We start from the raw sequence: 22511 nt of genomic DNA on the forward strand, positions 1-22511 counted from the left end.
CGTTACTTTTGTATATAATAGAAAAAAAATAGGATAATAGATGTCAGACGACAAAACCGTAATTTTATTTAAAGCAGTTAAAGAACTTAACGTTGGAAGCTCAACAATTATAGAGTTTCTAAGTAAGAAAGGCTTTACTGTGGAAAATAAACCCACTACCAAACTTTCAAAAGATATGTATGATGCATTATTGAGAGAGTTTCAGGGGGATAAAATCGTAAAAGAAGAAGCCAATCAGATCGTTATAGGTAAAATTCGTCGTGATGAGCCAGAAGTAGCTGAAAAAGCTGCAGAGGTGCCTAGAAAAAAACAAGATTTCGAAAACGAAGGTATTCTAATCAAAAACCTTCACTCCTATGCTCCTCCAGTTGAGAAAGCTAGAGAGGAAAAACCGGTTGAAGCTAAACCTGTTGAGCCCGCAAAAGCACCAGCTCCAGAAGAAATAGCTGAAGAGGGCGGATTACCAGGTGTCAAAATAGTTGGTAGGATAGATTTGAATGATCTAAATTCAAAAACCCGCCCTGCTAAGAAAGAAGAAGCACCAGTAGTTGAAGCCAAAAAAGAAGAGCCAACAGTAGTTGAAACACCTAAAGTGGAGGCTCCCTTAGAAAAGCCAGCTCCAGTAGAAGAAGTAAAAGCACCTGTTGAAGAGGTTAAGCCTGTTGTTCAAACAACTATCGAAGAAAAACCTAAAGCGGTTGAACCCGTGGCGCCAGTGGCCAACGCAACAGAACAAAACGGAGACGACGACGTGATCAAAGCACGCTCAGTAAAGCTCTCTGGTCCAAATATTATTGGTAAAATTGTTTTACCAACTACTCCAGATCGTAGAAACCAACCCGTTGCCTCTTCTGGAGATAGCGAGGCGGCAAAACGTAAACGCAAGCGCAAGAAGACACCTGGTGGAAACCCAGGTGCTCCAGGCCAACAAGGACAGCAGCAAGGACAGCCCATCCAAGGTCAACAACCAGGACCAAGCGCACCTCGACCAGCAGGTACAGGAGCTCCAATTGGAAATAGGCCAGATTTTAGAAACAACACAAACAATACTGCGGGTGGTCGCCCTAATTTTAGAAATGCCAGACCGGGTGGTACTACACCAGGCGGACCAAAAGAAGAACCTACCGAGAAAGAAATACAAGATCAGATTAAAGCAACACTGGCTCGTTTAAGTGGTGCCGGTAAATCTGGAAAATTTGCTCAACGTGCAAAACTGCGTCGCCAAAAACGTGATGATGTAGCATTAACCGCCGAAGAAGCAGCAGCCGAAGAGCAATTGCAATCTAAGGTATTAAAGGTTACCGAATTCGTAACGGCTAATGAACTGGCTAATATGATGGATGTACCTGTTACCAAAATTATTGGTACCTGTATGAGCTTGGGGATGTTTGTTTCCATTAACCAACGTTTGGATGCAGAAACATTAACCATAGTTGCTGATGAGTTTGGTTATGAGATACAGTTTGTAAAAGCAGATGAAGAGGCGGATAGCGTTATCGAAGAAGAAGATGCGGCAGAAGATCTTGAGCCAAGGGTGCCGGTGGTTACCATTATGGGACACGTAGATCATGGTAAAACCTCATTACTAGATTATATCCGTAAGGCGAATGTAGTAGCTGGCGAGGCAGGTGGTATTACCCAGCACATTGGTGCTTATAAGGTTACTACTAACACAGGCAAACAGGTTACGTTTTTAGATACTCCCGGTCACGAAGCCTTTACAGCGATGCGTGCCCGTGGTGCAAAAGTAGCCGATATTGCGATTATCGTTATCGCGGCAGACGATGCAGTAATGCCTCAAACCAAGGAAGCCATCAACCATGCTCAAGCAGCTGGGGTGCCATTGGTATTTGCATTCACAAAAATCGATAAGCCAGGAGCCAACTCAGATAGGGTAAAAGAGCAGTTGTCAACCATGAATATTTTGGTTGAAGATTGGGGTGGTAAATTCCAATCGCAAGAAATATCGAGTAAAAGTGGTTTAAATGTAGATCTACTATTGGATAAGGTACTTTTAGAAGCAGAATTATTAGAATTAAAAGCTAATCCTAATAAACGTGCAACCGGTACGGTAATCGAAGCAACATTAGATAAAGGCCGCGGTATTGTAACTACCGTATTGGTGCAAGCCGGTACATTAAGGGTTGGTGATCCGATTTTAGCAGGTAGCTATAGCGGTAAAGTAAAAGCGTTGTTTAATGAACGTGGGCAAAAAGTTGAAGAAGCTGGGCCATCAGTACCTGTACAAGTATTAGGTATGCAAGGGGCACCAACTGCTGGAGATAAGTTTAATGCAATGGAAAGTGAAGTTGAAGCAAGAGAAATTGCCAATAAACGCCTTCAATTGATGCGAGAGCAAGGTTTACGTACACAGAAACATATCACTCTTGATGAGATTGGCAGACGTTTAGCCATCGGTAACTTTAAAGAACTTAACTTAATCGTAAAAGGTGACGTGGATGGTTCTATCGAAGCACTTGCAGATTCATTGTTGAAATTATCTACTGAGGAAATACAGATTAATATTATTGGTAAAGCTGTTGGACAGATTTCAGAATCTGATGTATTGTTGGCATCTGCCTCAGATGCAATCATTATTGGTTTCCAAGTACGCCCTTCACCAGGTGCTCGTAAACTGGCCGAAGCTGAACAGATTGATATTCGTTTATACTCAATCATCTATGATGCCATTAATGAAATTAAGGCGGCAATGGAAGGAATGCTAGCTCCAGAATTTGAAGAAAAGATTGTAGCGAATGTTGAAATAAGAGAAACCTTTAAAATTACCAAAGTGGGTACCATTGCAGGTTGTATGGTATTGGATGGCAAAATTACACGGAACAGCAAAATCAGAATTGTGCGTGATGGTGTTGTAATCTATACTGGAGAATTAGCCTCTTTAAAACGTTTCAAAGACGATGTAAAAGAAGTTGCCAAAGGTTACGAATGCGGATTGAACATCCAAAACTTTAATAATATCGAAGTGGGTGATATCGTAGAAGCTTATGAACAGGTAGAGGTTAAACGTAAATTATAATAACTAAAACAATTTTCTAGTTAAATTTGATAAGGCATAAAAACCCAGTTTTCATAATGAAAGCTGGGTTTTCTAGTTAAAGGGAACGAAAAATCTTTTTAAACGACTAAAACGCTTTTTAAACAAACGCTCTTATTTAAAAATTTTAATTCTGATAACCTTGAAAGTTCGATTATCTTAGGAATGGGAATTTCGTATAGTTGTTCAATTTTTTTTAATTGAGAAATGGAAAAATCAACCCTGTTGTTTTCCCACTTTTTATAAGCTTCTCTACTTATCCCTAAACAATTTGCAACATATTGCTGGGTGAAATTTTTTTCATTCCTAAGTTTTCTGAGTGTTATGCCGATATCAATCATCTCTTTCTTTTTATCCTTCCAATATCACTATCATGTATAACCATGCAATTAATTGGTGCAAAGGTAGATATAAAAATTTTTCGAAGCAAATTGATTGCGATGTTCAAATAGGTGGTGATCTATTTTAGGGATAATAGTATCACTATGAAATTCAAATAGGATAAGTGTAGTTTAATATTTGGTAACTAATGGTTTTCAAAAAAGAAAAATGTTTTTGGTCTTTTTGCAAAAAAAAAATCATCCAATGAAAAAAAATCCCCTATTGTATGTCATTGTATTAATGACATTGTTGTTCAGTGCGTGTTCTAAAACAGACATGCTTCCTTCTCGCTCTGGCGGTGAAAATCAATTAACCGGTTCAAGAGACCCCAACGCCTTAAAATCCGCTGGCGACGGACAAAATGATTTACTTGGTTACGGTTACGATGTAACTGGAGAATTCGCTAACTCAAGTGCTTCTAAATTTTCTGTAATCAACATTGTTGCCTTGAAAGCTGCCGAGCCTACAAGAGTAGAATGGGATCTTTCTAGCAGAAAAACTGGAGAAGTTATTGCCGGCGAAGATGCGGTAAGTTTTTCGAGATCATTAACAGACAAGCTTGGTTCAGGTTTGTCGGTTCCGGATCCAAATGCAGCCCCATCAACAGATCCAAAGATTGCTAAAGTGCCTTTTGTTAAATTAACAATTAATAGTGATGGCAGTAGCACTAACTTTTACTCATCTAAATATATATTTAGTAGCTACTCTTTAAAAATTCAACAAAAGCGAGTAAAATTTAATGCAAACCTTGCGTTATTGCAACAATATTTGCAGCCTAGTTTTATTAGTGATGTACAGAATGAAACACCTCAGTCTATCGTAAGCAAATATGGAACCCATGTGCTTTCTGATATCATTTTAGGTGCCAAGTTAAATATCATGTACAGGTCTGAAACCACTAACTCAGACCGTAAAACCGCGGCAACTAATGGGATCGAATTCAGTATCAAGGGTATTTTCAATATTGATGGCTCACATACTGTAACTACCCAAGAAATCCAAAACAATGTTAATCAGAGATTATTCTATGAAACGATTGGCGGAGAGCCATCTGCCAGCTTATTTGGTAATGTTCCTATCGGAGGAACCATGCCAGCGATCAGTACTACAGCTTGGGAAAATAGTTCTTCTTTATTAAACGCCGAACTTGTTGATATACCTGAAAATGGATTGATCCCTCTTTGGGATCTAATTACCGATCCGGTTAAAAGTGCAGCTGTTAAAGCCTATATTTCTCAATATTTGATAGATAACCGAGTAAACTTGTTGCCCACAGATGTATATGAATATTATAGCGGTTCACTAGACAAACACGCGTATAATCTAGATCCTAATATGCAACTTTTATACCCTAGCTTTAGCCATAATGGACAGCCATTCAAAGCATTTTCTACCCCATATTTTAAAACTGCACAAGTTTATCAGTTTTATAATCCAACAACGGGAGATCATGCCCTAACTACAAACGCAGCTCCTGGGTGGGCGGGTTATGTTAACTCTGGTGTTTTGTTTTATGCGCACAGCACGCAGGTACTAGGTTCTGTTCCGGTTTATGAATTTTTTAACGCATCTACAAAAAACCATTTTTATTCGACCAATAGAAATGCTTCGGCACCATTTGTAGGTTGGATATATGTAGGTATTCCTTTTTATGCCTATCCTTAACTATTAGTAAACAATAACAAAAAGAGCGATTTATCGCTCTTTTTTTATTTTAAAAATTTCTTTCAAAAACCCATCATATTTGCTTTTGTTTACTTAATTGTATCTTTAGGCGCTAAATCATATTTATGGGATTAAGAAGTATAATTGAAAGAAGAATAAGAAAATCAAGGCTTACGCTAATTCAGAAAGAACTGGAGCGTATAGCGGAGCTTCCAAGATTTACTGCAGATTTCGCCCATATTTTTCATAAACCATTCAAGTTCCATGATCCTGATAGCTTCATAGATACCTATAAGGAAATTTTTGTACATCATATCTACAACTTTAAACCTTCGGCCAACAAAACTATTATTTTGGATTGTGGCGCAAATATGGGCCTAAGCGTGCTTTATTTTGCCCAACAATATCCCGGACACACCATAATGGCGTTTGAACCAGACGCTGCTGTTTTTGAAATATTAAAAGAAAATGTGGCCGCATTTGATTTAAAGAATGTTCAGTTATTTGATAAAGCAGTATGGACAAAAGAGGAGGTTTTGGAATTTTACACTGATAAAGGAATGGGCGGAAGAGTACTCGATTCCTATTCCAATCAAGAACCTACTAAAATAGCTGCTATAAGATTAGCAGATTTTCTTTCTGCGGAGGTTGATTTCTTAAAGATTGATATCGAAGGAGCCGAATACGCGGTTTTAAAAGATTGTAAACCCAAACTTTCAGAAGTTGGATCTGTCTTCTTTGAGTACCATAATGATATCAATAAGGACCAAACTCTTCATCAATTATTAGAAATTTTAAAGGAAGAAGGATTTCATTATTACATTAAGGAATCAAGTGTCAGAAAAAGTCCGTTTAGAGATACTAATCTCATTTGTGAATCTTTTGATATGGCAATCAACGTTTTCGCATATAAGGATTAACGAATGATCTCGATAATTATCTCTTCAGTAAACCAATCTCAATTAGCGGCGGTATCTGCAAATATTGATCAAACGATTGGGGTAGAGTATGAATTGATTTCCGTGGATAACAGGAAGGGAGAGATGGGGATTTGCGAAGTATATAATCGGGGTGCACAGCTGTCTAAATATGATTTTTTGTGCTTTATGCATGAGGATATCAAAATCCACACCGCAAATTGGGGCAAAATCATTAAAGATACATTTATTGAGAATCCAGCATATGGGCTTATCGGAATTGCGGGAAGCCAATATAAATCTCTCGCACCTTCTGGATGGCATTGCTATGATATCATGGGGGATATCCAATTTTATAATATTATCCAGCACTATAAATTTTCAAACAAAGAAACGTCCTTAGATTATTCAAATCCTGGGGATGTAAAGCTCTCAAAAGTAGCCTGCATAGATGGAGCTTGGTTTTGTTGTACAAAAGGGGCCTATTTCACCTATTCTTTTGATCAAAATTTACTGCGGGGCTTTCATGGATACGATCTTGATTTCTCTTTGGGAATTAACCAAGTGTATGAGGTAGCAGTAACATTCGAAATATTGATTGAACACTTTTCGGAAGGAAAATTTGATAAAAAGTGGTTGAGCGAGATTTTAAAGGTCCACAAAAAATGGAGCGAGATACTTCCACTAAATCTGGCAAATTTACCCAGACATCAAATTTACTTACAGGAAAAAAGAGCCTTCAAAAGTATTTTTAAAAGGATGCTGGCAGAAGGATTTACAAAAAAGGAGCTCTTTAACGTAGTATGGAACAGTAGGAAGTCTAAACTAATGACTTTCGGATTATTCTTAAACCTGTATTTTCAGGTTTTAAAATTAATCATTAGACGAAGTTTTTGATTGACGTCTTATTTCCTTTCTAAACTTTAATAGCCTGTTCAAATAAGAGAGATAGCTTCTGCCCTCCCATTTATATTCATAATAGAAGCGCTCTCGGGCAGTAATCTTTAATTGTTCTTGGCGGTTTAACGAATTCAATGTTTTACTTTCCAAATGATCTACAATTGAAGATGTGACCAGAGCATGCTTGATGTGGTTCTTTTCAAGGGTTTTCGCATAATCATTATCTGCATACCAAAAGCCGAATTTTTCATCTAATTTTCCAATTTTTTTCAGGATATCACGTTTGAAAAATAAACACCATCCCGTAATCTCCTTTCTAATTTCATAACCTACATATATACCTGTGTTTAATTGGATTCCATGTTCTGGATGATGTATAGAGCAAGCTGGGCTAGCACTTTCAATGGTAGGATCATCATTAAATACGTTTAAAATTTCTGAAGCCCAATTTTTGTGGAACAATAAATCATTATTACAGATGCATACATAGGGATTAACGGTAAGCCCAATGCCTATGTTCATGTATTTATGGTATCCAAATTTTTCGTTGGGATAGATTGTTTTAGAGAAAGGGTATTCGAAAGGTTTTAGGGCATGATTAGATTCGATCACAATTACATTAAAGTTAATATGTTTACTATCTTCCGAATCCATTAAAGTATCTATCGCCTGCGTGGTTGTTTGTTTTAGACCATCATCTTTAGCATAACTTAAAATTATAATATCAATTTTAATCGGGGTTTTCATGTTGGTGAGAATTAGAATTTCCTTGGGCAAACTTATTTCAATTTACGCTTAATATTTAAAGATTTGAGAAGCGATAAATAAAATGCAGGCAAATTTTGAAGCTGTTTATAAAAGAAAATCCATCTCTTAACATTGATGAAATGAGTTTTAGCCATTAGCATTTTAAATGTTCGAATAAGCTCTTTTTGGTTTTGTTGGTTAAGAATCGATTTTTCTTTTAAGGTCAACAATGGATGTGCTGAAATATAGGTAGTAATATTTCTTCTTAATGTTGCCTCGGCCTCCTGGAGCTTATCTGAATTTTTTGAGGCACTGATAGCATGAACCCTTACAAACGAAAGGCTTTCAGGATCATTTAAAAACGCAAAGGAAAAATTCGCGAAAGCACACCTTAACCATAAATCCCAATCTTCTAAATAATGCATTCGTTCATCAAACAGACCAACTGTCTTAAGTATCTTTTTTTTAAATAGCGGGCTTTGGATCACCATCTGATTACGTTGAACAAAATCAGAAATGACATCAAATCCCTTTCCATTTATTCTTGTGGTTTGAACCTCGTTGGTTAAGCTTAAATCAGAAAACTTTTTATCAAAATCTCCATTTCTGAAATATTGGGTGTCGCTTAGCACAATATCAACATCAGGATGGGCCTGCAGATATACGAGCTGATTTTGAATTTTGGAAGGAGAAAGAAAATCGTCGGCGTCTAAAAACTGGATATAGTTTCCGGTACAGGCCTCTATTGCCTTATTTCTAGCAACCGAAACGCCTTGGTTTTTTTGTTTGATGTAGTTAAATCTATGATCGGTTTCAAGATAGGGTTCAACAATTGTGGCCGTATCGTCTGTTGATCCATCATCAACTATGATCGCTTCCCAGGTTTGGCAATGCTGATTTAACAGGCTATCTAAAGTTTCGGCAATTAAATGACCATAGTTATATGTCGGAATGATTATCGAAACTTTTGGGTTTTCCATTATTGAAAAGCAATTGTGATTGTTATTCTCTGTTTAATTTAAATCCCCAAATATGCTTAAAAACAAAATTGATCTTACTGATCATACCTTTTTTAGAAATAAACAACAGGGGTCTAAAATAACTAAACATAAAAATCACAAGCCTAGGGCAAAAATAAGAATTTAACCTGCTTTTATATAATCGATAAAGTTGTTCAACAAATGGCCGGTTAGCGTTAAACTCGAACTGCATTAAGATTTCGAGCTCAGCTATCTTATTCTTTATTTTAACTGTACCATGTAATTCTTTTTTAATTCTCTTGCGGCTAAGCTTTAGGATGTTGGTATCTGAATTTTCGTGCTGCCTGTATCGGACTAGTTTTTTATCCAAGTATTTTATGCTTCCTAGATTCGTGGCAACATAGGCTAACCAACGATCATGGAATATAAGCTGTGGAAACGGCAAGGCATAGTTAACTAGCTCTTTTTTAAAGAGGCTGGCATGTCCAGAAACCGAGTTGAAAAACAAAAAAGGTCTGAAATCAGCCCCTTCGTACATGTTAACCACATCCGACAGTGCTTTTTGCATTGACACGCCAGCCTGATTAATAAATTCAGAATCGTGATAGCAAAGTAAATTTTCTCCTATTGATTGGACCTGTATGCTGATCTTATTTAAATTCCATAAGTCGTCCTGATCACACAGCGCAATATATTCGCCACTACAAAGAGAAATTGCCTTTTCAAAATTTTTAACATAGCCTAAATTTTTTTCGTTATGGTAAACTTTTAGGAAGGGGAATTTAGATTCGTAATCTTTTAATATCGTCACCGTTTTATCGGTTGATCCATCATCAACCACTATAATTTCTAGATTGGTATAATTTTGATTAACCAGGGTATCTAACTGCTCGGTTAAATATTTTTCTCCATTATAGGTACACAGGGCGATGGATACTAACAACATTAGCTTTAATCATTAAAGGTTTGCATGTCAATTAGCCTTTTGTAAAGGCCCCCTTTAACGATAAGCTCGTGGTGGGTTCCTTGTTCTGAAACCTGACCTTTATCGATTACTACGATCAGGTCTGCTTGTTGAATAGTACTTAAACGGTGGGCAATCACAATAGATGTCCTATTTTGCATTAGGTTATTCAATGCCTCCTGAACCAATTTTTCTGATTCTGTATCTAAAGCAGAAGTTGCTTCGTCTAATAACATGATTGGCGGATTGGCCAAAACTGCTCTAGCTATACAAATGCGTTGTTTTTGTCCGCCGGATAGTTTATTTCCCCGATCACCAACCGATGATTGATAACCTTCATCAGTATTTAAAATGAACTCGTGTGCATTTGCGATTTTAGCTGCAGCAATTATTTCCTCTTCGGTAGCATCGGGTTTAGCGAAAGCAATATTGTTGAAAATGGTATCATTAAATAAAAAGGATTCCTGATTTACTGTTCCCATTTGAGCTCTAATACTTTCGACGGTTAAATCTTTATAATCATGGCCATCGATTTTTATGGTTCCAGTTAATGGATCATGAAAACGGGGAATCAAATCCATTAGTGTGCTTTTACCCCCGCCCGATGGTCCAACCAATGCTACGGTTTTGCCTTTCGGAACTGTTATGCTGATGTTTTTCAACACTTGTTTGTCGCCATAATTGAACGAGACGTTTTCAAAAGCAATTTCCTTACTAAAATTATGAAGTACTCGGGCATCGGCTTTATCAACCAGTTCTGGTTTGGTATCAATCAAATCTAACACTCTTTCTCCCGCTGCAATCCCAGAATGGATGGCACTAAAAGAATCGGTAAGGGCCTTGGCAGGTCTCATTACCTGCGAAAACAAAGCGATGTAAGCAATAAACTGACTTGTAGACAATGCGTCTGGCTCATGACTAAGAATTAAATTTCCTCCATACCAAACAATGATTGCCACCATCAGCACGCCCAAAAACTCTGAAACTGGAGATCCCAATTGTTGCCTTCTTACCATCTTCCGGTTTAGATTAGAATACACAATATTTTCTTTCTGAAATTTCTCTTTCGATCTCCCCGTTCCATTAAAGGCCTTGATAATCTTAATCCCACTTAATGCCTCATCAAGAAACCCGATCATTTTTGCAAATGATTCGTGTGCCTCCTTCGCTTGTTGCTTGATGCGTTTTACTATTCTACTAATTATAAATGCTGAGATTGGAATAACTAGCAGTGAAAATAAGGTTAGTTTTACTGATATGGACAAGAGAACCAATACATAAAAAATTAAGGTTAGAGGCTCTTTAAAAACCACCTGTAGGGTATTGGTAACCGTAAACTGCACCACTTGCACATCAGATGCAACCTTAGAAATGATATCACCTTTTCTCTCATTGCTAAAAAAGCCCACATGAAGGTCCATAACGTTATTAAAAACGGTTTTGCGAAGGTTTAACAGCGTATGAACACGTAGGTCTTCCATATAGCGCTGTGAAAGATACCTGAAAACATTTGAGAGAAATACGGATCCAACAATTACTAAACATACATAGGTAAGAGTTAATTGCTCGCCATTGGCCATTTTAGAGTGGGCTACAAAATCCCGTAGCTGTCCGGTAATATCAAATGCTGATGTTGCAGTGCTGGTAAGCGAACTCATTCCCCCTTTCCCGGGAGCAGGCATCAAAGTTTCAAAAAGCGGTACCAGCAAGGCTAAATTCAGTGTGCCAAAAATAATGGAGAGTATAGTCGCAATCAAGTAGGGGATAGCAAACTTTTCTATTGGTTTAGCGAAGGATAATAATCTAAAATAGGTTTTCATTAAAAAAGTATAACGTGCAAAGTTACGCAATTTGTGTATTGCTTTAGCGGCTGCTTTGTTGCTACCGATAAATTTACATCCTATAAACTTTGCGATTGAGTTTTGATGAATACTTACTGATAAAATTATGTTAATTTGTGTCAAAGATTTGGATTGATGAACCAACAGCAAAAATTAATTAGTGAAATTAAGGCGGGAAACTTCAGGGTTTTGGCCCGGGCATTAACACTTGTTGAAAATAACATCGAACCTTCATCCGCTTTGCTAACTATACTTCCGATCAATAATGAAATCCCCGTAATCGGAATTACCGGTCCACCAGGGGCCGGAAAAAGCACCCTTGTTAATGCAATTACCAATGAGATTGTAGCTTTAGGAAAGCGGATTGCCATTTTGGCCATTGATCCGACTTCGCCCTTTAATTTCGGCTCTTTGCTGGGCGATCGGATAAGGATGGCACAGCAATTTAATCATCCGAATGTTTACATCCGTTCTATTGCCACAAGAGGAGCTTTAGGTGGTATTTCTGTAAAAACCCTAGAAATGGTTGATGTATTGAGAGCGTCAAATTTTGATCTGATCATTATTGAAACCGTTGGGGTAGGCCAATCGGAAGTAGAGATCGCGGGCTTAGCGGACAAAACTGCAGTGGTGCTGGTACCCGAATCTGGAGATGAAATACAGAACATAAAGTCTGGACTAATGGAGATAGCCCAAGCATTTATAGTAAACAAGGCAGATAGGGATGGTGCCGCTACCTTTGCTAATAATCTAAAGAAACTCGTAAATGAACAACATCAGCATATCCCGGTTTTTAAAACTGTAGCCGATAAGGGGGAAGGGATTGGCGCACTATGCGATTGGATTTTAAGCCCACTATTAACCCCTAATAACCGAAAGCATTTATTATTGGCAGAAAAAGCCTTTAAACTTATCCAACATCATAGAATGAAAGACGTAGATAAAACAAAGCTCCATCAGCAGCTAGATGAAGCGTTGTTAAGACCAGATTTTAATCTCTATCAGTTTGTGGCCAATTTCAGTTAACAGCTGTCAGTTTTCAGTTAGCTCTGCTCCAGATCAGTTATCAACTATCAATTAGCCAGTTAAAACAGTTAACCACCTAGTTCCTAGCCATAATATCCTCTATTTCATCTGCTTCGATCGGAATAGCCGCCATCAGATCAGTATTTCCCTCTTCGGTAATTAGGATATCATTCTCTAAACGGACTCCAAACCCTTCTTCTGGGATATAGATTCCCGGTTCGCAGGTAAGGATATTGCCTACCTCAAAAGGGGTGTATCTACCTGCAAAATCGTGCACATCTATCCCTAAATGATGGGAAGTGCCATGCATAAAGTATTTTTTGTAGGCTGGATAAGTGGAGCTCTGGTTTTTAACATCTTCTGCTGAAATTAATTTTAATTTAATTAATTGCTCCGTCATGATCTCTCCAACCATGTCATGGTAGGTGTTCCATACTGCACCTTTAACCATTAATTTTTTTGCCTCTTTCATCACATGAAGCACAGCATCATAAACTTCTCTTTGCCTGGCGGTAAATTTTCCATTCACGGGTATTGTTCTGGTTAGATCGGCATTGTAATTTCCGTATTCAGCGCCAAAATCCATCAAAATCAATTCGCCATCCTCGCATTGTTGGTTATTATCTATATAATGGAGAATATTTGCATTTTTTCCGGAAGCTATAATTGGAGTGTATGCATGACCCGTAGCAGATTGTCTAATAAATTCATGGATTATTTCTGCCTCAATCTCATACTCCATTACATCTGGTTTCACAAATCTTAAAACTCTTTCAAAGGCATCTTTGGTAATATCGCAGGCTTTTTGAGTAAGTTCAATCTCTATTTCAGATTTTATCGCTCTGAGCTTGCGCATTAATGGAGCAGCTCTTTCATATTTGTGTAAAGGATATTTGCTGCGGATTTCATCTATAAATCTTAGATCTTTATAAGCCACTGTATGGGCGTATCTATCATTTTCGTTCGTATTTAAATAAATATAATCTGCATAGTGAATAATACTGTGTAAGATATTGTCAAAATCCTCTACCCAGTAAATACTTTTTATCCCAGAAGTTGCTTCAGCTTGTGCTTTGGTATATTTATGCCCTTCCCAAACCCTAATATGGTCATTAGTCTGTCTTAAAAATAGGACTTCTTTGTATAACGGATTAGGACAGTCGGGATAAATTAATAAAATTGATTGCTCTTGATCTATACCAGATAAATAAAAAAGATCCGGATTTTGTTTAAAAACGAAGTTTTGATCACCACTGCGTGGAAATTCATCGTTTGAATGGAATATAGCTATAGCGTTATTTGGAAGTAGTTTTTGACAATTTGTCCGATTTTTTTTGAATAGCGAACTGTTAATTTGCTTGTATTTCATTATTTTACTATCTTTATTTAAGAACACCTGGACAAATGTAATAAAATGATTAATTGTTTAGAAGTTTGGAACAGAGTTTGTATAAGTGTTTGAGATTATAAAAAATTGTGTAATTTTGTCTTACAAAAAATTATACAATTAATATTTGTTTAACCTTAAAAAAGAAAATTATGAATTATTCTACTTTAAAAAAGGGTGTAGTAGCCTGTCTAGTAGCATTAATGGGAGTAACTTCTCTCGCTAACGCCCAGGACGCTCCTGCAACCACTTCTTCTGCGAAAGTATTTGGCGGAAGAGCACAGTACAGAACTTGGTCATTAGGTCTCAACGCAGGTGTTTTAGCTCCAGCTGTTGTAACTGGTGGAACAGATGATTTCAGTAACTGGCAAGTAAACCTTGGTTACGGAATTTCATTGCGTAAACAATTAGGTCATGCATTTGGCTTAGAGGGTAACATTTTCCGTGGTAAATTAGAAGCTACTAATGCAAATGCAGTTGGTGGTGTTAGAAACGGAACTACTAAATTTGAAACTGACATTCAATATGCAGCAGATTTAAGAGGTGTTGTTAACGTTGCAACAGTTGATTTCTTACGTCGTGAGAATTCAGTTAACTTCTTCGTTACTGCTGGTTATGGTTTGATCGCTTATGATCCAACTGTATCTTTAGCTAATGGTAATGTAGTTAACAACTCAGGTAAATATGGTGATCCAGGTGATAACCATGATTATATCAAAGGTGCTTACATCCCAGTTGGTGCTGGTATTAAATTTAAAGTTTCTGATAGAGTATCATTTAACTTAGCTTATACAATGAACTTTGTAGATGCTGATCAATTAGATGGTCTTTATGCCGCTGGTACTTCAAAAGATAAATTCTCTTATGGTAATGCTGGTTTAGAATTCTCATTAGGTTCTAAAGCTAAACCAAACTTGGATTGGGTTAACCCAATTGCTATGATGTATGATGAATTAAAAGATCCTACATTACGTCAAGAAGTTGAAGCATTGAAAAACCGTGTTTCTAACGTTGAGAAATCTGTTGAAGGTTTGAAAAAAGATTCTGATGGTGACGGTGTTGCTGATCAATTTGACAAATGTGCTGGAACTCCAGCTGGAACTAAAGTTGATGGTTCAGGATGTCCACTTCCTGCTCCACAAGTAATCAACAATACAGTTACTCCTGCAGGTCCAATGGTATCAGGTTGGGAAAACATTCAATTTGATTTCAATAGCTCAGTTTTAAAAACTGAATCATATCCAACTTTAGATAAATTATCTTCAATGTTGCGTGAAAACGGTAGTAAAGTAACTGTTAAAGGTTACGCTTCTAGCGAAGGTACTGCTGCATACAACATGAAATTATCTAAAGACAGAGCAAATTCTGTTAAAACTTACTTAGTTAACTCTGGTGTTAATTCTAGCCAAGTAACTGGTAAAGGTTTTGGTGAAGCTAATCCAATTGCTTCTAACGATACTGAAGAAGGTCGTATGCAAAACCGTCGTGTTGAAACTTCAAGAAACTAAGTTTCTTAAATTCAATATAAAAAAAGAGCCCTGTAGCATTATGCTACGGGGCTCTTTTTTTATACATTTGTCCTATGTACTTCTTTAGAAAGAAAAATCCGGATCGACCAATAAACACTAACATTAAAATAATGCATATAATTAATGCTATCGCCATCTTAATGTTTTTAGGAGGAATAACCTGGAAGATCGTACAGTGGTATCTGCTAAAAAAGTGAACCGCATCCTTAATTAAAAAGAAATGAAAAAAGTAATCTATACAAGCAGCGCTCCCGAACCGATAGGTCCTTATAGCCAGGCCATTATTGCCAATGGGTTCTTATTTGCATCTGGTCAGGTAGCCATCAATCCCGAAAATGGTGAAATTGCCCTGGGTTCTATTGGCGAGGAGACCCATCAGGTAATGCGCAATATCAAAGCACTATTGTTGGAAGCAGAATATGAATTTGAGCATATTGTAAAAACCACAATTTTTCTTTCTGATATGAGCTTGTTTGCAGAAGTAAATGAAGTGTATGGTTCCTATTTTGATACTGCCTATCCTGCAAGGGAAACCGTAGCTGTGAAGGGCCTTCCTAAAGGCGTTAATGTAGAAATATCGGTTACAGCATTTAAAGCTTAAATTGAAATCAAAATCACGTTATCTATTAGCCGCTTTTTTATCGGTTTCTATTTGGGGTTTCTTCTCCATCCCATTAAGGAACCTCAAGTCATTTCCCGCTCAAGAGATCTTATACTATCGAATATTTACCTCCTTATTTGTAATTTGGGTGGCCATTGCAATGTTCAGGAAACAGGCGCTCAAAGCGGATCTGCTCTATATCAAATCAGCCCTGCCTAAAGAAAAGCGCATTATTTTTTTTCAGATTATCGGAGCTACCATACTGCTCACCTTAAATTGGTATACCTTTATTTATGCCGTAAATAATGTAAGCTTAAAATCTGCAGCATTTGCCTACATGGTTTGCCCATTGATTACGGCATTTGGAGGCTTTTTAATCTTAAAAGAAGAGCTTTCAGGGATTAAATTAGCTTCTCTTGCTCTTGCCCTCCTCAGTATAATTATGTTGGCTACCGGCTCTTTTATAGACGTGCTTTGGTCTGTAATTATAGCTGCACTTTACGCGTTCTATTTAATAATCCAACGTAAAATGCAAAATCTCGACAAGCTAAATGTGCTGGCGCTGCAAATAACCCTGGCGGTGGTATTTATGCTGCCATTTTATATCCACCAGCATCAAGGATTTCCAACAAGTATGTGGTTCTGGAGCAATATTTTAATAATTGCCGTATTATTTACAGTTATTCCCCTTTTTTTAAGCTTGTATGCGCTAATTGGTATTCCTTCCTCAACTCTGGGCATTATCATTTATCTAAATCCGATAATTGCTTTTACCGTAGCTGTTTTATATTTCGGTGAACACATTAGCATGCACCAACTACTGGCTTACCTCTTATTATTGTCGGCCGTTTTTCTTTTTAATTGGAACTTGATAAAAGATATCTTTACTTTTAAGCGAAAATAGGATTCCTTGTTTGCTTCAAATTTAGATACTGCACTGATTTACCTTAAAGGCGTTGGTCCTAAGCGCGCCGAACTCTTGCATAAAGAGTTAGGGGTGTCAACCTATGAGCAACTTTTAAATCACTATCCATTTAGGTACATAGATCGAACTCGATTTTATAAGATCAACGAGCTTCATCCAGATCTACCTTTGGTTCAGGTTGTAGGTAAGATTACAAGTAAGGAGGTTATTGGCGAAAAGCATAAAAAAAGAATAGTTGCCAAATTTACAGACGAGACAGGGACCATAGATTTGGTGTGGTTTCAGAGCTTAAAATGGGTAGAAGGTAATATAATGAGGGGAAGTACATATATCGCCTTTGGCAAGCCAACCTTGTTTAATAGTAGCTTTAGTATTTCTCACCCTGATTTGGAAACATATCCCCGGCAAGCTGGGATAACAGGTAATTTGACCTTGCAGCCTATCTATAATTCGACAGAAAAGCTGAAGAAGAGTTTTTTGGATAGTAAAGGAATTCAAAAACTAATCCACTACATCATAGAGGCTCATATCAATGAGGTTAAGGAAACTTTACCTACTTACATCCTTGATAAATATAAACTGATTGGCAGAAAAGAAGCCATACTTCATGTTCATTTTCCGGCAAACATCTCCATGTTGCAGCACGCAGAGCGGCGGTTAAAATTTGAAGAACTTTTTTTTATCCAATTACAGTTGTTATACAATAAACAATTGCGCAGTCTAAAATTCAGAGGGGCCTTATTTAATCTTGTTGGAGAGAAGGTAAATACCTTTTATAAAACAATGCTTCCCTTTGCCCTTACAAACGCGCAGAAACGAGTTATTAAAGAGATAAGGTTAGATACCCAAAGGGGAAGCCAGATGAATAGGTTGGTGCAGGGAGATGTTGGAAGCGGTAAAACAGTAGTAGCCCTGATGAGCATGCTATTGGCAAATGATAATGGTTATCAGGCTTGCATGATGGCGCCTACAGAAATTTTGGCACGTCAGCATTATCAATCCCTAATTTCCCTGTTAAAAGAAGATTTAGTAAAGGTGGCTATCTTAACCGGAAACTCTACCAAGAAACAACGGACGCTGTTGCACCAACAGTTGGAAGAGGGGGAGATAGACATTTTAGTAGGTACGCATGCATTAATCGAGGATAAAGTAAGGTTTAAAAATCTTGGGCTCGTGGTAATTGATGAACAGCATCGTTTTGGGGTTGAGCAACGTGCCAAATTATGGCGGAAGAATATAATTCCACCTCATATCTTGGTAATGACGGCCACGCCTATCCCTCGTACATTGGCCATGACCTTGTATGGAGATTTGGATGTTTCGATTATTGATGAATTGCCCGTTGGCAGAAAGCCGATTGAAACCCAGCATTTATATGATAGTCAGCGGCTACGGATGTTCGGCTTTATGAAACAGGAAATAGCCAAAGGAAGACAAGTGTATATTGTATATCCATTAATAAAGGAGAGCGAAAAACTTGATCTTCTACATTTGGAAGCTGGTGTTGAACAAATGCGCTTTGAATTTCCATTGCCCACTTATCAAATCAGCATTGTACATGGACAGATGCCCAACGCACATAAGCAGTTTGAGATGCAGCAATTTATAGATGGAAAGAGCCAGATCATGGTGGCTACTACCGTAATTGAAGTTGGTGTGAATGTACCAAATGCCTCCGTTATGATTATAGAAAATGCTGAGCGATTTGGCCTTTCTCAATTGCACCAACTGAGGGGAAGAGTAGGTAGGGGTGCTGAGCAATCATTCTGTATCCTAATGTCGGGAAATAAACTAGGGCCCAATTCTAAATTAAGATTGGATACCATGGTTAAAACAAACAATGGGTTCGAAATATCAGAAATTGATCTCCAACTACGGGGCCCGGGCGATATCACAGGCACACAACAAAGTGGCGTATTAGAATTAAAGATGGCAAATTTAGCCAAGGATCAGGTGATCCTCCAGGAAGCAAGAAATACCGTAATCGATATTTTAGAAAAGGACCCCATGTTAGAAAGGTCAGAAAATGCATTGCTTAAAAGGTACCTAGGCCAAAAAACAAGAGCGATTGCTTTCGATAAGATAAGTTAGGAGTCCCGCGTTAACCGTGTGCTAGCGCTTAACGCCCCACGCTTAGCGCTAGTCTTCATCCGTTCCAGGTATTGATCCCGTACCGGTATAAGCCCCCTTACGGATAATCGGCATTTTTAAATATTTAAATAGTTCATCTAGATGTAATAAACTGCCATTTGTTAAGTTTCCCAAGAAAATTACTACAAGATCCTTATCTAAATCGCGGATATAGATGTGGCGAAATCCATGCCACCATCCCGTATGATAAACAACTTTGTCCATTCCCTCCCCGTCAAACATCCTCCATCCATAACCGTAATTAAAATGCCCATTAACAGGTTTATTATGCCCAGTATAGGCACTATCCAGACTTTTTTGTGTTAATAATCTTCCATTCTTTAGATATTTGTCATAGAGTAATAAATCATGGAGCGTGCTGTAAATGCCTTTATCTCCAACTGGGCCATCTAAAAAGTTCTGGACTACCGAATAGCGCCATGTCCTATCATGCCCAACAACATCAACAGGAATTTTTGGATAGACGGTAGTAGAATAAACATGGGTATTTTTCAGGCCTGCAGGTTTAAAAACATGATCCTTCATGTATTCAGCATAAGGCTTTCCTGTCACTTTTTCAATAATGGCACCCAAAACCATAAAGTTCGAGTTGTTGTAATGGAAGCGATTATTCGGTTTACTGTATGGATGAGGCTTTCTTTCGGCAATAATGTCCATCACCTCCTGGTTTGATACTCCTTTTTTCTGGTCGCGTTTTTCCTTTCTCCAAATGTCATCGATAAAGTAGACGTAGTTCATCATCCCGCTTCGGTGGGTGAGCAGGAGTTGAACTGTAATTCCATGGTATGGGAAATTAGGAAAGAACTTACCGACAGTATCGGTTAGCTTAAGTTTGCCCGCTTCTACTAACTGCAATATTGCCACACTGGTAAAGGTTTTGGTAACGGATGCAAGTTCAAATTCTGAATTGATTTTTAAACTATCGCGATGCAGATAATCGGCCCAGCCAATTGCCGTTTGATAAAGGATTTTGCCTTTTCTGGCCACCAACATATTGCCATTAAATCCTGATTTTTTATGTAGGTTCTGTACAAAATCAGCGATCCATTGATCTCCTTTTTTTGGATCGTAAACCAGTAATAAACTGTCAGACTTATCATCTTCTTTAGTTCTGATCTTTTTGTCTGCGGCTTCTTTTTTGGCTTTTTCAGCTTTAGAAGTGCATGAGGTGAGGAATAAGGTAGTGAGCGCAAATGCTGCGATAAGTAAACGAAACTTCATGTAGGTAGATTACAAATTTAAAAGGCGGAAATTAAGAATTATTGGCTTTTTAAATGCAAAGAGTTTTGAACATTTGACAACCTAAAGGTTTAAAATGTTAACTCTTTAATGCTTAGTGTTTAATACTTCTTTCAAATAGCAAACCCGAACTAATAGCTACTTTATAAACGCACTAAGCACGTAATAAACTAAAGCCGCAAGCACAGCTGATACAGGAATAGTGAATATCCACGCCCAGATAAGCTTAACGGTTACCCCCCATTTTACAGCCGATACACCTTTTGTTAGTCCAGATCCGATAATAGATCCCGTGATGGTGTGGGTTGTACTTACGGGAATTTTTAGGTGCTCGGTAAAATACAAGGTTAGTGCGCCAGCGGTTTCGGCGGTTACCCCTTCAAAAGGTGTTACCTTAGTGATTTTAGAACCCATGGTCTTTACAATTTTCCAGCCTCCGCTCAGTGTTCCTGCAGCGATTGCGCTGTAACACGCTAATGGGATCCATGTAGGCATCTGAGCGGCAATTTCTTCACCATTTGGTCCGTGCGAAGGTAATGCAACGTGAAGCCACGAAGGCAATTCGCCCATCGAAACCCCACTTGTATGGATATAAACAACTACAGCAGCAGCAATAATTCCCATTACTTTCTGAGAATCGTTACCACCATGACCTAAACTAAAGGAAGCAGAAGACAAGAGCTGCATTTTTCTGAGCCATGCTGTTGATTGGGATTGGTTTAAGCTGCTAAAGATTAGACAGAAGAAACTAATAGAAAAGATGATAAACGCAACTAATAGCCATTTAATGTTATGGGGTTCAAAAGCGACGCTTAAAAAATGGGAATCAAACCTTGGATGTTTGATTTCTCCATAGAACAGGAGCTGGTTGTAAATATATACTGCAGTTATTGCTACTAAAGTAAGGGTAAAGATTTTTGGCCAGATGCTTTTTTTAGAAGAATGGAGCAACCATATCGAAATGAAGTAGGAGATAATAGCTCCAATAAAGGGGGCAAGTACAATAAATCCGATAATAACCAAAACTCCTGTCGGCATTTCGCCGCTTTTACCTTCTTGGTACCAATTTACTGCATTAATCCCTGCATGCGCTATTGCGGCGCCTGCAAAACCCCCAATTAGGGTATGGGATGAACTGGAAGGAATACCAAACCACCAGGTAAATAAGTTCCATATGATTGCGGCTATAATTCCCGCTAGGATTACCACAAGGTTGATTTCCATGGTATTTGCGGTTTTTGCTACGGTATCGGCTACACCAAATCCGAAAACCCAATAGGCCAGAAAATTAAAAAAAGCTGCCCATACCACCGCCTGAAATGGAGTAAGCACTTTGGTGGCTACAATGGTGGCGATGGCATTAGCGGCATCATGGAAACCATTAATATAATCGAAAATCAAAGCCAGACCTATGATGACAAAAAGGAGGGTTAAGGTCATTTTATGCGTTTTTAACCAGAATAGATTCTAAAACATTAGCAGCATCCTCGCATTTGTCTGTAGCAATTTCTAACGTCTGTAAAATCTCTTTTTGTTTAATTAACTCTATAGCATTTGTTTCAAATTCAAACAACCGCGCGATAGCTAGATTGCATACATAATCTGCCTGATTTTCGGCGCTGTTAATCCTTACACAAGCATCGGCGATTACCCTAATGTTCTTAAAGTTCCGCAGTTCTTTAATGGCCTTTTCTAAATCACCGCACATCTCTACCAATAGTTCTGCTAATTTTACCATGGCATCGCCGATATTGGTAACATTGTACAGTTCGATATTCCCTGCAGATGCATGGATATAATCAGCAATATCGTCTATCGCACTTGCCAAAGAATGAATATCTTCTCTGTCAAAAGGAGTGATGAAATTTTTACTCAGTTCAATGAATATGGTATGGGTAATGTCGTCTCCAACATGCTCAAGACGTTCTACCTCTTTAATGGCTTCTTTTCTCTTTTCTAGGTCGTTTGTGGTTACTGCAATTAATAATGCTTCTGAAATTTTTACAACATTTGTTCCAGCTTGCTCAAAAAGAGGCTGAAATTTTTTGTCTTTAGGCGTAAAGAAGCTAAAAATACTATTCATGTTAATTAAATATGGTGCAAAGCTAAAGGTAGTATGTTAAGTTAATGTTAAGTCTTTTGTTTTATTTGTGGTTTAGTTGTCATGTCCTACTCCTCAACCATCTAACAAACCAACCTTAAA

General features: G+C 37.9%; 19 protein-coding genes. 10 read left to right on the forward strand and 9 right to left on the reverse strand.

Going from position 1 to position 22511, the window contains the following annotated elements; genetic code table 11:
• The first annotated feature begins 40 nt into the window (after nucleotides 1–40).
• The gene (gene infB / locus AC6H0V_RS16125) at nucleotides 41–3037 is read left to right on the forward strand and encodes a translation initiation factor IF-2 (protein ID WP_497561227.1); all 2997 of its coding nucleotides are present in this window, start codon (nucleotides 41–43) and stop codon (nucleotides 3035–3037) included.
• A 98-nt stretch (nucleotides 3038–3135) separates the two neighbouring features.
• Here the strand turns inward: infB and AC6H0V_RS16130 are convergent, their stop codons facing one another.
• Nucleotides 3136–3396 carry a helix-turn-helix transcriptional regulator gene (locus tag AC6H0V_RS16130; protein ID WP_497561228.1) on the reverse strand — a complete coding sequence of 87 codons (261 nt, stop codon included), beginning with the start codon at nucleotides 3394–3396 and terminating at the stop codon, nucleotides 3136–3138.
• A gap of 244 nt (nucleotides 3397–3640) precedes the next feature.
• Here AC6H0V_RS16130 and AC6H0V_RS16135 point away from each other — a divergent pair, with 244 nt between their 5' ends.
• From AC6H0V_RS16135 to AC6H0V_RS16145, 3 genes are all read left to right on the forward strand, one after another.
• Nucleotides 3641–5101, forward strand: coding sequence for an MAC/perforin domain-containing protein (locus tag AC6H0V_RS16135; protein ID WP_497561229.1), 1461 nt, complete (start codon nucleotides 3641–3643; stop codon nucleotides 5099–5101).
• A 125-nt stretch (nucleotides 5102–5226) separates the two neighbouring features.
• Complete coding sequence (locus AC6H0V_RS16140; protein WP_497561230.1) at nucleotides 5227–6021, forward strand: FkbM family methyltransferase; 795 nt, start codon at nucleotides 5227–5229, stop codon at nucleotides 6019–6021.
• 3 nt (nucleotides 6022–6024) lie between these two features.
• Nucleotides 6025–6915, forward strand: a complete 891-nt coding sequence (locus tag AC6H0V_RS16145; RefSeq protein ID WP_497561231.1) for a glycosyltransferase — start codon at nucleotides 6025–6027, stop codon at nucleotides 6913–6915.
• Here the strand turns inward: AC6H0V_RS16145 and AC6H0V_RS16150 are convergent.
• From AC6H0V_RS16150 to AC6H0V_RS16165, 4 genes are read right to left on the reverse strand one after another with little or no spacing between them, the layout of a single operon-like run.
• Nucleotides 6892–7665: a glycosyltransferase family 2 protein gene (locus AC6H0V_RS16150; RefSeq protein ID WP_497561232.1), complete on the reverse strand. Its 774-nt coding sequence runs from the start codon at nucleotides 7663–7665 to the stop codon at nucleotides 6892–6894. The two genes, AC6H0V_RS16145 and AC6H0V_RS16150, sit on opposite strands and share 24 nt — an antisense overlap.
• A gap of 32 nt (nucleotides 7666–7697) precedes the next feature.
• The gene (locus AC6H0V_RS16155) at nucleotides 7698–8645 is read right to left on the reverse strand and encodes a glycosyltransferase family 2 protein (RefSeq protein ID WP_497561233.1); all 948 of its coding nucleotides are present in this window, start codon (nucleotides 8643–8645) and stop codon (nucleotides 7698–7700) included.
• A gap of 22 nt (nucleotides 8646–8667) precedes the next feature.
• Nucleotides 8668–9591: a glycosyltransferase family 2 protein gene (locus tag AC6H0V_RS16160; RefSeq protein ID WP_497561234.1), complete on the reverse strand. Its 924-nt coding sequence runs from the start codon at nucleotides 9589–9591 to the stop codon at nucleotides 8668–8670.
• Between the two features lie 5 nt (nucleotides 9592–9596).
• On the reverse strand, nucleotides 9597–11429 hold the full coding sequence (locus AC6H0V_RS16165) for an ABC transporter ATP-binding protein (RefSeq protein ID WP_497561235.1): 1833 nt from the start codon (nucleotides 11427–11429) through the stop codon (nucleotides 9597–9599).
• Nucleotides 11430–11585: 156 nt separating this feature from the next.
• On the opposite strand from AC6H0V_RS16165, the gene meaB reads away from it, so the two are divergent.
• Nucleotides 11586–12476 carry a methylmalonyl Co-A mutase-associated GTPase MeaB gene (meaB, locus tag AC6H0V_RS16170; RefSeq protein ID WP_497561236.1) on the forward strand — a complete coding sequence of 297 codons (891 nt, stop codon included), beginning with the start codon at nucleotides 11586–11588 and terminating at the stop codon, nucleotides 12474–12476.
• A gap of 76 nt (nucleotides 12477–12552) precedes the next feature.
• On the opposite strand, the gene AC6H0V_RS16175 is transcribed toward meaB, so the two are convergent.
• Nucleotides 12553–13845 carry an aminopeptidase P family protein gene (locus AC6H0V_RS16175; RefSeq protein ID WP_497561237.1) on the reverse strand — a complete coding sequence of 431 codons (1293 nt, stop codon included), beginning with the start codon at nucleotides 13843–13845 and terminating at the stop codon, nucleotides 12553–12555.
• Between the two features lie 170 nt (nucleotides 13846–14015).
• Between AC6H0V_RS16175 and AC6H0V_RS16180 the strand changes: the two genes are divergently transcribed.
• The 5 genes from AC6H0V_RS16180 (at nucleotide 14016) to recG (ending at nucleotide 19009) form a co-directional block, all read left to right on the forward strand.
• Nucleotides 14016–15371, forward strand: coding sequence for an OmpA family protein (locus tag AC6H0V_RS16180; RefSeq protein ID WP_497561238.1), 1356 nt, complete (start codon nucleotides 14016–14018; stop codon nucleotides 15369–15371).
• Between the two features lie 74 nt (nucleotides 15372–15445).
• Nucleotides 15446–15589, forward strand: coding sequence for a DUF6728 family protein (locus AC6H0V_RS16185; protein ID WP_497561239.1), 144 nt, complete (start codon nucleotides 15446–15448; stop codon nucleotides 15587–15589).
• A 23-nt stretch (nucleotides 15590–15612) separates the two neighbouring features.
• Nucleotides 15613–15993 carry a RidA family protein gene (locus tag AC6H0V_RS16190; RefSeq protein ID WP_497561240.1) on the forward strand — a complete coding sequence of 127 codons (381 nt, stop codon included), beginning with the start codon at nucleotides 15613–15615 and terminating at the stop codon, nucleotides 15991–15993.
• A 1-nt stretch (nucleotide 15994) separates the two neighbouring features.
• Nucleotides 15995–16897: an EamA family transporter gene (locus AC6H0V_RS16195; protein WP_497561241.1), complete on the forward strand. Its 903-nt coding sequence runs from the start codon at nucleotides 15995–15997 to the stop codon at nucleotides 16895–16897.
• A gap of 6 nt (nucleotides 16898–16903) precedes the next feature.
• Entirely contained in the window at nucleotides 16904–19009 is a 2106-nt protein-coding gene (recG, locus tag AC6H0V_RS16200; RefSeq protein ID WP_497561242.1) for an ATP-dependent DNA helicase RecG, read from the forward strand.
• Nucleotides 19010–19057: 48 nt separating this feature from the next.
• Here recG and AC6H0V_RS16205 read toward each other — a convergent pair whose 3' ends face one another.
• The 3 genes from AC6H0V_RS16205 to AC6H0V_RS16215 all read right to left on the reverse strand — a co-directional run bounded on the left by AC6H0V_RS16205 (nucleotide 19058) and on the right by AC6H0V_RS16215 (nucleotide 22391).
• A complete protein-coding gene (locus tag AC6H0V_RS16205) occupies nucleotides 19058–20290 on the reverse strand; it encodes a serine hydrolase domain-containing protein (RefSeq protein WP_497561243.1) in 1233 nt (410 codons plus the stop codon).
• Between the two features lie 156 nt (nucleotides 20291–20446).
• Nucleotides 20447–21748: an inorganic phosphate transporter gene (locus AC6H0V_RS16210; protein WP_497561244.1), complete on the reverse strand. Its 1302-nt coding sequence runs from the start codon at nucleotides 21746–21748 to the stop codon at nucleotides 20447–20449.
• 1 nt (nucleotide 21749) lies between these two features.
• Nucleotides 21750–22391 carry a DUF47 domain-containing protein gene (locus tag AC6H0V_RS16215; RefSeq protein ID WP_497561245.1) on the reverse strand — a complete coding sequence of 214 codons (642 nt, stop codon included), beginning with the start codon at nucleotides 22389–22391 and terminating at the stop codon, nucleotides 21750–21752.
• Between the last annotated feature and the right edge of the window lie 120 nt (nucleotides 22392–22511).

It is taken from the genome of Pedobacter sp. NO84, assembly GCF_059703915.1.